Source organism: Photorhabdus sp. HUG-39 (assembly GCF_963878365.1).
GTDB classification, from domain to species: Bacteria; Pseudomonadota; Gammaproteobacteria; order Enterobacterales; family Enterobacteriaceae; genus Photorhabdus; species Photorhabdus kayaii.
Genome location: NZ_CAWNWY010000009.1, coordinates 39809 through 52603, shown reverse-complemented (window position 1 = coordinate 52603; position 12795 = coordinate 39809). Strand labels below are relative to the sequence as shown.

The following is a 12795-nucleotide window of genomic DNA, read 5'->3' as shown; positions in this document are numbered from 1 at the left end:
CTAAGGTTAAATTATTAACATTGTTGCATCAGAAATGCAGGAAAATTTAACTTATTTCTTTTCAAGAAAATATCGATAGTAAAAAACAACAGTTCACTCCCATTACTCTGATCTAAATAAATACGACCAATAAATACAATATTACTATACCCGTCATCTTTCAAGTTGCCTCTTTGTTGGCTGCACTCACTCACCCCGGTCACATAGTTATCTATGCTCCCGAGGATTCGCTCCCTTGCCGTCGCGATCCATCTTGAAATCCATAGGGTATAACTATAATGAGTTAAATTAATAGCAAAATTAGACTTCAAACACTGTTCTGGAAATTTATAGACTTTACAATGAGGGATAGCGCGTTGGGTGAGGATTGATATATACCCGTCATCTTTCAAGTTGCCTCTTTGTTGGCTGCACTCACTCACCCCGGTCACATCGTTATCTATGCTCCCGGGGATTCGCTCCCTTGCCGTCGCGATCCATCTTGAAATCCATTGGGTATATCGCAAGTTAATTATAATGGAATCATTCAGATCGATTATGAAAAAACCCACAAAGTGGGTCTATTGGATGGGTAATTCACCAGGGCAACCGCATGAATGCTTAAATATTACCCATATTAGAAAATCCCGTTTGTAACACTTGATAGCTGTAATTTCATTTTACCCATTATACTTACTACCCAAATGTCTTTACCAAATGTTACATCTCTTAGTTATTAATCCAGCGATAGTTTATATCTGTTCATATAACTCCTAAGGGAGTAGGATTACTGAATTTATACTAGATCGAAATCGCCACCAGATTAATATTATGCAGCCTTTAGTTCTGCATTTATCATTTAGGTTCAGAATTTAAATGAATAACTCTATCAGCACTTTGAATAGTGGATTCTCTATGAGCAACAATGATTCTAGTCACGTTTAAATTTGCAATAGATTTGTTAACAATAGATTCATTGTTTGTATCAAGATGACTTGTTGCTTCATCCATAAATATAATTTTTGGTTTTTTATAGAGCGCTCTGGCAATCATTATTCTCTGTTTCTGCCCTCCTGAGATACTTCCACCCAGTTCACTCAACTGTGTATAATACCCCATTGGGAAACTAACTATTTCATTATGTATGTTAGCTTTAATTGCACATTCAGTAACGTACTCCATATCAATATCATCATCAAATCCTGAAATATTTTCAGCAATTGTACCAGAAAAAAGCTTGTCTTCCTGTAAAATACAAGAAATATTTTTTCTGTAATTATTTACACCTAAACTATAAATATCAAGATTATTAAATAAAACTTCACCTGATTGAGGCTTAATGAGACCACTCATTATTTTAATAAGAGTAGATTTTCCCGCGCCTGAAGGTCCTACTATTGCAACAGATTCACCGCCCTCAATTTTTATTGAGAAGTCTGATATTGTATAATTTGATTCATTATATGTATAAGAAACATGTGATAACTCTAAAGATGCTATATCATAACTTTCAGAATTAATATTTTTTTTAAATATTTCTTTTTCTTGCAAAGCAATTCCAGATAATCTTTCGTTATGTAATGATAATAATTTCAGCTCTACTGATTTATTGATTATATTCGTGATACGATCCGAGAATTGACCTCGGTAGGTATTGAACGCGATAAACATTCCTATAGTAATTGTACTGTTTATTACTAAGTATGAACCAACCCAAAGTATAACTATTTGATCAAGTGCAATAATAATTGAACTGAGAGCGATTGTAATAATTTCTATTTTCTTTTTCTTTACTTCAGATTTGTTTAAAGTTTTTACTTTATCACTATAGATCCTTTGTCTATTGTTAAGAATGCCGAGAATCTTAATTGTCGGCATGCTATAAAGACTTTCCATAAAAAAAGAGTTTATAGTAGCTTCATCTTGAATTTTTTTATCAGAAGCATTCTTATAAATTTTATAAACAATTATTTTAACTAAAAAATACAATACCGAAAATAAGATGACAACAATCGTTAGGCTACCACCATAAATAATCATCATGCTCAACAGTCCAATTATCATTAGGAAATCAATGATTAAATCAACAATGTTATTGCAAAATGTTTCCCTTATGTTTTCAATTGAGTTAAACCTAGATTGGATATCACCTAGTTTTCTACTAGAAAAATAGTGAATTGGTATTCTTAATAAATGACTAAAAAGACTGTTTTTCCATTGTATATCCAAAAGAATATTTATAGAAAGAGACATATAGGATCTTATGATATCGGAAAAAGTTTTTACTAAAGTAAAAAAAATAAGAAAAATACATATTGATGACAATAGTAGCGTATCTTTTGTTACTATAACATGGTCCATTATTAATTGGATTCCTATTGGTATAGTAAGAGTAATGCTCTCTATTAGTATAGATATTGCAAATATTTTTAAAAGAGCACTCGACAGTCCTTTGGAGCTTTTGAAAAGATCTATTAATTTAATTGTTTTTTTATTAAAAGAAGACCTTTTCTTAAACTCCGGTGTTGGCGTTAGTTCTATTGCGACTCCAGTGAAATGTTTTGATATTTCATTAATAGATAAGATCCTTTCTCCTTTCTCTGGATCTAATATAAAAAATTTGTTTTTATTGACTTTTTCTAAAATAACGAAGTGATTCATATCCCAATGGAGTATGCAAGGTTTTTTTAAAAGGTTAATTTCATCAACATCCAAAGAATATACATTTGTATTTAACTTATTGTTTTCTGAAATCTCTAATAAATCTTTTAACCGTAATCCTCTAGAGTGAAAATTATTGTTCCCTTTTAGTTCTTTCAGCGTTGTGTCACACCCATAATAGCAAAGTATCATGGATATACATGCTAGTCCGCAATCGGCAATACTCTCTTGATAAATAATATTTATTTTTTTTCTAAAAAATAAATCAGGGATAAAATCAAACAGAGAATTATTATCCTTCATGACTTACTCCGTGTGTTTTTTCAAATAATGCTTAGCTTTATCTACTATTAAATTATAAATGCTCTTACTTTCAACTATTAAAGAAGTTTCTGCTTTCATTCCTGCTACCAATCTTAGTTGATTTATATTTTTGTCTGTCAACCTAACCTTTATAGAATAAAAGTTATCGTGATCTATTCTAATGTTTTTTTCTGGATTTTGCAGCATATTGTTTTCATTACTCACTGTTGATTGTGAAATTGTTTCTATTATTCCTTCAAATGAACCATATTTTTGAAACGGGTATGAACTAAATCTAATATTTACCTTACTGCCTATTTTTATATAAGGATAGCTGTCGCTTCTAATATTAAATATAATAAAATATGAATCTACCTTTTTCGGTGAGATTTTTACCAAAACATCATTTTTAGTCACTTCCTGACCTAAAGTTTTATATTGATAATCCAATACTCCATTAATAGGTGAGGTTATGACACGAGTAGAATCAGAATTTATATCAATCTTTTTCAAATTAATATCATTTTCTTTTTCTTGTAACAATGCTATCGAATTTTCAATATCGCTTAATTTATTATCTCTATCTATAATAAGCTGACTATTTTTTTCTTGTAAAGAATTTAATTGTTGATACATGCTTATATAGCTAATCTTATTTTGAGTATAATTGTTGTTTATTGAATTAAGCTGTTCTATAGTTACATGTCCTTTCTTCAAGTAATCTTCAAATTTTTTTCTTGTTTTATTATAATCCTGAATCAATCTGTTTGATTCTTCTAATTCTTTACTTAATTTTTGTATTTCTTTCTCAGTAAATTTTATGCTTCTCTCATAAAATTCTATAACCTTAATTTTTAGTTCTTTTTTTTTGATTATATTGCCATTTACTTTGTCAGCCATTGAATTTAATTGTTTTATCTTTTGCAATTTAAGATCACCATTAATATCCTCATCAATATTTTTTATTCTAAAAATAATATCCCCTTCCAATACTTTTTCTGGTTTTAGCACATCAAAAGTAGAAGATTCTATATAACCTTTTATTGGTGACCTTATGATTATAGTGGAGGGAAATGAATGGATCTCACCTTCAATCAAAACCCTATTATTTATTTTTAATGCAAATATTAAAATAAAAAGAAAAAATATCAAAAAAAATACTATTGAATATAAAAAAAGAGAAGATGGGTAAATTTTAATTATTGTATTAGCAACCCACCTATTTTCATCTTTCTCTTTATTTAAATTTCTAAAAATACTATCACTCATTATTATTTTGGCACCAAATTTTAATTAGATAGTCATATAAACAAGTGGTTATAAGGCAAATAAAAAACCAGTTAATCCATGATACTGAATTCTGTAAAACAGATATTATAAATGGATTTCCTATAGCATAGTCCATCAATGGTTGCCTAACAAGCCGTCCCATGATTGCTAATTCAATTAACCACATAAGGATACCTCTTGTGATAGGGGTATATGTAGGAAGACTCTTTTTTATGAGAATATATAAAAATGTTATACCCAATCCTGTCTCTAAACTTGTTAATGCAGCAAGATATCTAACATCCCAAGACGGGGCTACAGTTATATTGCTTACTTCATGCCTTATATAAGGAACTACCCACTCGGAGTTGATAACATGAATCACAAAACCTACACAAGAAGTCAGTATAGATACGATTAGAATAATAAGAAATATTAATTTTTTCTCTTTGTTTACCATACAATCCTCTCTTTAACAGTAGGAGGGGAATTACCCCCTCCTTTTCACTAATTAAAAACTATATTTATATATATTACCATCCCAACCAGGACTTGCAGCCTTTTTCACAAGTTTATTCACTTCTTTAGGCTCTACGGTTTTTCCGACATCCTTTCCTGCCCCCCTACGCAATCTAACAATGCTTTATTCCAAGAGCTACTCTTTTTTAAGTCTTTCATAGTTAGTTCCTTATTATCAATTAGTTAATGTTTACTACTTCTATTAACTTGGATTTATGCTTTTTGACTTCTAAGAAAGCATCAGTTCCAAGCAGACCGTCACTCATGTGTTTATCATATAGCTTACTTGCTGTTAAACCTTTTTCATTTAGTCTTCTTTCTATGTGCTCATATATCTTATATAAGCTTGGGCAATAATAGTCTTTATTATATATATTATTCTCGTTATATTTATATGCCCTTGCAGGGCAACCACCGTGACATACATGTTGCCACTTACATTTTTGACATGAATCGAAACTCTCCCGTGTTCTATACAAAGTGGCCCGTGGCCCAGTCATTAATTCTAGAATAGAGTTATTCTGAAGATTGCCATATTTCATATCGGGTTGAGCGGAAAGGCTTGCACATGGATATACATCGCCTATAGGATCAACAGAGAAAGTAGTGTTACCGCATTGAGACATTCCTAAACAATCTGCTGCTCTTCCTGCTAATATTGCCTGAGTTTTTCTTACAAAATCAGAAATAAATATATAGTTCTCAGGGGCTGCATAAAACCATTTGTCGTATAATTTACTCCAAGGTATATAGTATTCATCAGGATCTAATCCTAGATCTGTATAATTATCTACAGCGTTTCCTGATTTATTTAATGGGATAACATTAAATGGCAAATTATTTTTTAGCATGAAATTGTATATTTCATCTATATAACCTAGACTTGATTTGCTAATTACTAGTGCGCAGCCAACTTCAATTTTATTTCTTCTTAATTTTTTCACACCCTCAAAGACCTTATCAAAACTTCCAATATTTTTGTGAGTTACTCTATTTTTATCATTTATTTCTTTTGGTCCATCAATGGATATGGACATAAAGAAATTATTTTCCTTAATGAAATCACACCATCTTTGAGTTATAAATGTTCCATTTGTTTGTAAGGCATTTAAATACTTTATGCCGTTACTATATTTTTTTGAAATGCAATAACATTTTCATAAAACTTAATACCTGGAAACATCGGTTCACCACCATGCCATATAAAATGGACATAAGTAAAAACCTTTATTTTATTGGCATATTCAAACGTATCTTTAATTGTTTTTTCCAATATTTCCAATGACATAATAGGCTGTCTTTCATCTTCATTATAACAGTATTTACATGCCAAATTACATCTATGTGTTGGTTTTATTATATTTACAAGCTGCATATTAATATTTCCTTTCTTTTTTCATTTCTATCGAAATGACAATATAAGGAAACAACAATAATTCCTTATATACTCACCATATAAACTTGCTCACTTTTTAATTCTATAGAACACTGGTTGAAATGTAACACATCTTATTAACAATAAAAAATAAATAAAAGCCTTTTTGTTGATTTAAATCAAATTGTTATATGAATTAACTATAGATGTAAATATCTATAACTATTTATACCCGTTATCTTTCAAGTTGTCTCTTTGTTAGCTGCGCTCACTCACCTCGGTCACATAGTTACCTATTCTCCCGGGGATTCGTTCCCTTACCGTAGCGATGCATCTTGAAATTCATAGGGTATACACTTGAGATATCAGGCAAATAGCGTTAAATCAAGGCGAGTCATTTCATATTTAACGTTAGCAGAGAATGTCTTACAACACTCTCCGTTCATTTTAATAGAAATAACACTTAAAAATGTATTAAAACACCTCGCTAAAACCTACCGAAATATGGTGTTGGTTTATTAGCGATGATTTGTGGGGACCCTCAACACAAAGTGGGTCTATTGGATGGGTAATTCACTTTTCGAAATAATTGCCAATCTATTCTGATGATGTTCAGGATCTCCCCATAACCAAGACTCTTGGCGACTAACATCATTCTGGGTCAAAATCTTACGCAACTCACAGGTAATCATATCATAAGCATAAACATGCATATTATACGCCAGCGCGTCATACATACGGGCCTGCCAAAAAGAAATACCGTCATAAGTCTGGTTCATATCTGACACAATCACATTATAAGATTCGAGCAAGTAACCGAAGAACACCTGACCAGCCAGTTCATGCAAAACCGTTCGATGTTCACGTTTCAGAATACGCCAAACAAGAATTTGTGTTACAGGGCGGCGATTTAATACTACATCAGGCTGTATAATAACTCTGTTATAGTAGACGACTTCTTGAGACACATCGTTAACCAACGCCAGCTCGAAGTGGGATTGACTGATACGATTACCAAATCGACCATCAACACGAACCAGGCGAAAGCAACAACCCTTTTATCTGATCAGTAATATCAACCCCATTCATCAACGCAGTATAGAGGGTATGATTATCTGAGCTTTCATTCAGATGAGCGAAAACCTCATTAACCTTTTCAGGATTTACCAATCTTGCTGGCATATAACCTCCTCCTATTCCCCGCTAATCATCTAAAAAGGACGAGTTATACCCGTCATCTTTCAAATTGCTTCTTTGTTGGCTGCACTCGCTCACCCCGGTCACATCGTTATCTATGCTCCCGGGGATTCTCTCCCTTGCCGTCGCGATCCATCTTGAAATCCATAGGGTATATCAAATTGATAACTGTACCTTCGATCGATGGTAGCCATATTGAACCCTAAGTTCAACAACAATGGTTGCGTTTCTACTGTTCCATCCACTGTTGATATCTTCCACGACCTAAAAGGCATCATAAGAACGTACCTCCGTGCCTTTTGTCATATCAAGCTCATCTTTGCCGATCTTTTTACTTCCCATTAAACTTGCGTGTTATACCCGTCATCTTTCAAGCTGCCTCTTTGTTGGCTGCACTCACTCACCCCGGTCACATCGTTATCTATGCTCCCGGGGATTCGTTCCCTTACCGCCGCGATGCATCTTGAAATCCATAGGGTATAGCATCAAGAAAAAATTAAATTCCAATAAAAAACCAAATTTATGCTAGCATTGTTCATTAAGTATTTACTACTTAATCCCAAGAGAGTCACTATTGTCAACACCCCTTTTAAAAGGGTAATGAGCACAAACAAGGTAAAAAACCAAGAGCATATACTTAGAGCCTATCCCAATAGGCGTAATCTATTTAGTTCAATCTTAATGCCACATCAAAAATATGACCAAAAACCACTATTTTTTTCACGCCGCTGTTCAGATTTGTTCTTTATTACAAAGACGAATAAATCAAATCGTTTAACAGAATAGCTCTTAAGCATTAGGACAAATAATTATTTAACAACTGACAACAATGAGGATGCTGATAATTTCAACTATAATCTGCAATTATTTACCATTAACAGTAGCTATTTTTCAGCTAAAATAGCTGATATCAGGCACAGCAGCGAGCACAGCAACAGCCTCTACCTACTCTTTCAATAAATCATTTAAATAATCTTCATCTAAAATAGTATATATGGTTATATTTCTTGCCATTTAAAGTTTCATTATTAAATAGTAAAAATTAAATTAATAAACATACGCTTTTTGACGAGAAAAGCATTATATTCTATTATATGGCTGTCCACTTAAGATATAATCGAAAAAGCAACCATTCAGATAATGATTTAAATAGGAATTTAGGAGTTACTATGTCAAACATACGAAACAAATCCACTCTCATTACACCACAATTAACCCTGATGTGGGACAAAAGCAATGAACCTTGGGGCGCCAGAGATCATCAGTCAAGATTTATTTATGCTAACCCTGCTTTCTATCAACTACTCAACCTTCCTGAAGATTTCGATATTATCGGGCTGACCATGGGTGAATTGCCCACGCCTATCGCCGAATATGCAGAAGAAGTCCACCGTCAGGATCAAAAAGCCATCCAAACTATGCAACGCATCACTTCACTAGAAACACATCTGTTTGGAGAAAATAACGTCAAACAAAGCTATATTTGTGATAAATTTCCCCTTTATGATGAGAATAATGATTGCATTGGGATCTTCTTTCATATGTATCAACCTCAAGATTTTTCTGTTTCTTACTATTATGACAAAACATTGCCATCAAACCTGCAATTTACGCCACCAAATAATCTATTGACGCAAACTGAGTGGGAAGTGCTTTTTCTAACCCTGCGTTCACAGGATGAAGAGAGCATCGGTGAAGAATTAACCATGAGCACAGAAGATGTTGTTAATCATATTCAGTCAATTTACCAGAAATTTAATTTACCACTACAGATAGAATTAGCGGATTTCTGTCAGAAAAATAACTATCATCTTTATATTCCTGAACGTTTTATCACTATTGGTAGTAAGGAATTGTAAATTTATAAAACATTAATTACACGGCAGGATCTCATTATGAGAAAATTTAATAAGATAAATATTTCATCTCAAGTCATTAATACCATGCAGCAAAGTAATGAACCTTGGGGGATCAAAGATAAAAATTCATGTTTTATTTATGGTAACTTAGCATTTAAGCATATCCAGAATCTTCTAGGTTCATTTGATTATGAAGGGAAATATGATGATGAAATTCCTTGGGATGGCGCTGAGTTTACAAAAGAATTTGTTATTCATGATCGAAGTGTAATGGAGAAAGACTCAAGAGTATGTTCGCTTGAAACACATATGTATGGGAAAGATAATTTTCTTTCATCTTATTTCCAAGAAAAATATCCATTCTATAATGATGATAACGAATGTGTCGGCGTCATTTTTCACGGATGGAAAGCTCAGGATTTCTCATTTACCCGTCTATTTTATGGAAAACTACCATCATCTATTCTGTTCTCTCCACCAACCGATATATTTACGCAACGGGAATGGGATGTTATTTTCCTCATGTTACATAAGTATACCAGTAAACAAATCGGTAGGATGTTAAATATTTCCTATCGTACGGTTGAAACCCATTTCTCACGAATATATAAACGAATTGGTGTTCATTCTAGCCGTCAATTAGAAGACTATTGTCGCACGAATGACTATGACCTCTACGTGCCAGAGAGATTTGTGAACCGGGAAAGCAGAATATTTCCTTAAGCCCTAAATCACAATAAAATTTTTATTATGAAGAAGAACTATGCAATATCACCTCAGATTAGGTAATGAACTGTAGGGAAGTAAAAGATAGTTCTTCATGCTTTATTTACGGCAATCCAGCAACAAAATAATTCATTCATAATATTAATAAATTATTTGATTGCAAGAAGCCTTACTACATAACTCATTGTTTTAAATATAATAAATAGGCAACCAAAACAATAAGTCAAATAACAAGCAACAATTCATGCTGCCATAATATATAACACTAGAAAATTCTTATGAAAAACATCAATTTTATCGCTATATCCCAGAAAGCGCTAGGGAATCTCAAAGTAGAACGTTTATTTAAGCTGAAAATTTTCAAGGAGTCTTTATGAAGAACTATACGATATCACCTCAAATTATCAATACGATGGAAATCAGCAATGAGCCGTGGGGAATAAAAGATAGCTCTTCAAATTTCATTTATGGTAACTCAGCAACAAAGAAATATATTCATAATTTTAAAGCCTCATTTAATTATGATGGACTTTATGATCATGAACTCCCTTGGGATGGAGCTGAATTTGCTAAGGAATTTATTATTCAAGATAGTATGGTCATGGCAAAAGGACAGAGAATATGTTCAGTTGAAACACATATATTCGGACAAGATCAAATGTTATCATCTTACTTCTGTGAAAAATTGCCTTTTTATCATGAAGATGGAAATTGTATTGGCGTCATGTATCATTGTTGGGAAGCCAAAAGCTACTCATTAGCCAGCCTACATCAATATTATAAAAAACTACCCGCATCCATTATACTTCAACCCCCAAGCGATATTTTTACGCCACGTGAATGGGATATCATTTTTTTCTTTTTACAAAAATACACCAGACAACAAATTAGACAGATATTAAATATTGCTTATCGTACCATTGAAACCTATATGGCCCAGATATATAACAAGATAGGGATTCATTCCAGCCAACAACTGGAAGAATACTGTTTAGCGAATAATTTTCATCATTATGTACCAGAAAAATTCTTATTGTCATAGCAATTTTATTATTAAACTATTCTGTTACTGACAATAATATTCAATCTGGACGTACCAGAATAAATAGCGGTAGCCTTGATCTATACCCTATGGATTTCAAGATGCATCGCGACGGCAAGGGAGCGAATCCCCGGGAGCATAGCGAACTATGTGACCGGGGTGAGTGAGTGCAGCCAACAAAGAGGCAACTTGAAAGATGACGGGTATATTAATAAGGCTACCGCTGAAACAACATTATTAACGCTATTATGGCAAAACGAATTAAAATAATTTTTCTATTTTTTTCTTATTTAAAAATTTATTTACTTCGACACCGAGATAATAGCACCAGAAATTTACAAACAAGGGAGAAAATTCATTTTATATTAATATCAACATGGATTTCTGATTTTCAATTCCAATATAATCTGTCCCGTCGAAAGCGCTTTGATGGACGGATGATCCCATTAGTGAATTATTTAAAACACTATCCCTCTCACTTCATCGCTATTCGAAAGCATCCGGTCCTCTACGAAAGGTTTTCGTGATTGCATCCCAAAACGCGATCAATTCATCTTCGGTATATGGCGTTGCAGGTAACTGGTAATTCATTAACATAATAACAACACAGATTTTTTTATCATTCAATACCATATCATTTGCAATAAAATCAAATTGATAACGCGGATTATTGTCAAGAGATTGCATATCTACTGCTAATAACTCATCCCCATGAATCCCATTTATTTCTCTTTCCCCCTTTCTTATTATCTTGCCATAGTTAATAAACCAATCCCTTTCAATCGCACTAATACGTTCAAGTAAAGTGCCTTCCCCTTTAAAGTCATTAATAATTTCAAGACTGAATGTGAAATTATCATCCTGATTTCCTTGATAGACAAACTTTATATTTTCTTTTTCATTATTATAGTCGGCAATAAAACCATCAGGGATACAGATTCCTGCCTCTATCGGAATATCACTATCCTTTCTGCCACTGATTCTGGCAATTAGCCTTTGCATTTTGTCCAGAGTTTGAGAAAACATTTTATATTGGCTTTCATTCAATCCAGAGTTTATATAAAGGTTTCTTGAATAACTATATTTATCATCTGATATCTCTATAAATTTCATTTCTATAATAAAAGCAACCTCATTATCATATAAATGGGCTTCTAATATTCTGGAAAAACCGGGTTCACTGACACTATTATTTCTATCAAAAATCACGCCATATAATTTTCCCTGGAGATGATAAACTTTCTTTAAAAAGGGCAGATCTTTCGGATCGGCAGTTTTAGTCGTCCTTAATTTTTGCTCTCTTATCTCTATGCGCTGTTCAAATGCGGATAGATGCATACGCTTGGTTTCTATTTTTGCATCATCAATAAATATCTCATTGTTGATGATGTTTTCAAATGCCAAGGGAATATCAATCAGATAACGCCCGATACAACGAGTCTGCATATTGGCTAATATTTCAGTTTTCATTCTCTTTTCCTTCTCTTTTCCTTTTTAGGTTAAAACGGGATAATAATGGGCAGAGAAATATCACTGCCACAGAATATAAGTGCCTATCTTTTTTCGCATCACGGTTGAGAGCTTCATGAAAAAACGGCGTCCTGAGCAGCATGCCGTTGGCGTAGCGATTGACTAGTTCAGCGGCGATAATGAATTCACGTTGTAAGCTTACTTCCATTATTCTCCCTATATCAATACGTAAATCCTTCGGTAAACTGGAACTAGCTACTTTCAAAGGAGCATCTACTGCAAAAGTCGCTGCATAACATCATGCATAAACAGGATGAGCGATTTCTGAATTTTTCTATCTTCTTAACGGGTGCTGATAAAGATCAACTCTTTTTTTCAAAAAAATACAATTTTTT

At 32.9% G+C, this 12795-nt stretch carries 13 protein-coding genes and 2 pseudogenes; 5 read left to right on the top strand and 10 right to left on the bottom strand.

Translation table 11 applies throughout. The features are described from left to right. Nucleotides 1-14: 14 nt before the first annotated feature. The 7 genes from AAC155_RS08090 to AAC155_RS08065 form a co-directional block, all read right to left on the bottom strand. On the bottom strand, nt 15-551 hold the full coding sequence (locus tag AAC155_RS08090) for a hypothetical protein (protein WP_146748069.1): 537 nt from the start codon (nt 549-551) through the stop codon (nt 15-17). A 283-nt stretch (nt 552-834) separates the two neighbouring features. Then, the gene (locus tag AAC155_RS08085) at nt 835-2943 is read right to left on the bottom strand and encodes a peptidase domain-containing ABC transporter (protein WP_113041728.1); all 2109 of its coding nucleotides are present in this window, start codon (nt 2941-2943) and stop codon (nt 835-837) included. A 3-nt stretch (nt 2944-2946) separates the two neighbouring features. After that, nucleotides 2947-4212, bottom strand: coding sequence for an HlyD family secretion protein (locus tag AAC155_RS08080; protein ID WP_113041727.1), 1266 nt, complete (start codon nt 4210-4212; stop codon nt 2947-2949). Continuing rightward, nucleotides 4205-4672, bottom strand: a complete 468-nt coding sequence (locus tag AAC155_RS08075; protein WP_113041726.1) for a hypothetical protein — start codon at nt 4670-4672, stop codon at nt 4205-4207. Before AAC155_RS08075 ends, AAC155_RS08080 begins: the two co-directional genes overlap by 8 nt. A gap of 51 nt (nt 4673-4723) precedes the next feature. Further along, nucleotides 4724-4843, bottom strand: a complete 120-nt coding sequence (gene dynB, locus AAC155_RS24430; RefSeq protein WP_390904686.1) for a dynobactin A family peptide antibiotic — start codon at nt 4841-4843, stop codon at nt 4724-4726. 67 nt (nt 4844-4910) lie between these two features. Further along, nucleotides 4911-5768 carry a radical SAM protein gene (locus tag AAC155_RS08070; protein WP_113041725.1) on the bottom strand — a complete coding sequence of 286 codons (858 nt, stop codon included), beginning with the start codon at nt 5766-5768 and terminating at the stop codon, nt 4911-4913. A gap of 80 nt (nt 5769-5848) precedes the next feature. After that, entirely contained in the window at nt 5849-6106 is a 258-nt protein-coding gene (locus tag AAC155_RS08065; protein WP_113041724.1) for a radical SAM protein, read from the bottom strand. Between the two features lie 348 nt (nt 6107-6454). Here AAC155_RS08065 and AAC155_RS08060 point away from each other — a divergent pair. Next, a pseudogene (locus AAC155_RS08060) lies at nt 6455-6628 on the top strand (IS4 family transposase); the annotation flags it as partial. Nucleotides 6629-6663: 35 nt separating this feature from the next. Here the strand turns inward: AAC155_RS08060 and AAC155_RS08055 are convergent. Further along, nucleotides 6664-7288, bottom strand: a pseudogene (locus AAC155_RS08055) (hypothetical protein). 1184 nt (nt 7289-8472) lie between these two features. Between AAC155_RS08055 and AAC155_RS08050 the strand changes: the two are divergent. The 4 genes from AAC155_RS08050 to AAC155_RS08035 all read left to right on the top strand — a co-directional run bounded on the left by AAC155_RS08050 (nt 8473) and on the right by AAC155_RS08035 (nt 11200). Continuing rightward, complete coding sequence (locus AAC155_RS08050; protein WP_113041723.1) at nt 8473-9162, top strand: PAS domain-containing protein; 690 nt, start codon at nt 8473-8475, stop codon at nt 9160-9162. 36 nt (nt 9163-9198) lie between these two features. Then, a complete protein-coding gene (locus AAC155_RS08045) occupies nt 9199-9885 on the top strand; it encodes a helix-turn-helix transcriptional regulator (protein ID WP_113041722.1) in 687 nt (228 codons plus the stop codon). Between the two features lie 376 nt (nt 9886-10261). Beyond that, a complete protein-coding gene (locus AAC155_RS08040; protein WP_113041721.1) occupies nt 10262-10930 on the top strand; it encodes a LuxR C-terminal-related transcriptional regulator in 669 nt (222 codons plus the stop codon). 75 nt (nt 10931-11005) lie between these two features. After that, on the top strand, nt 11006-11200 hold the full coding sequence (locus AAC155_RS08035; protein ID WP_146748068.1) for a hypothetical protein: 195 nt from the start codon (nt 11006-11008) through the stop codon (nt 11198-11200). 216 nt (nt 11201-11416) lie between these two features. Here AAC155_RS08035 and AAC155_RS08030 read toward each other — a convergent pair whose 3' ends face one another. Then, nucleotides 11417-12400: a T6SS immunity protein Tli4 family protein gene (locus AAC155_RS08030; RefSeq protein ID WP_113041720.1), complete on the bottom strand. Its 984-nt coding sequence runs from the start codon at nt 12398-12400 to the stop codon at nt 11417-11419. Next, nucleotides 12390-12608: a hypothetical protein gene (locus AAC155_RS08025; RefSeq protein ID WP_113041719.1), complete on the bottom strand. Its 219-nt coding sequence runs from the start codon at nt 12606-12608 to the stop codon at nt 12390-12392. Before AAC155_RS08025 ends, AAC155_RS08030 begins: the two co-directional genes overlap by 11 nt. Nucleotides 12609-12795 lie beyond the last annotated feature (187 nt).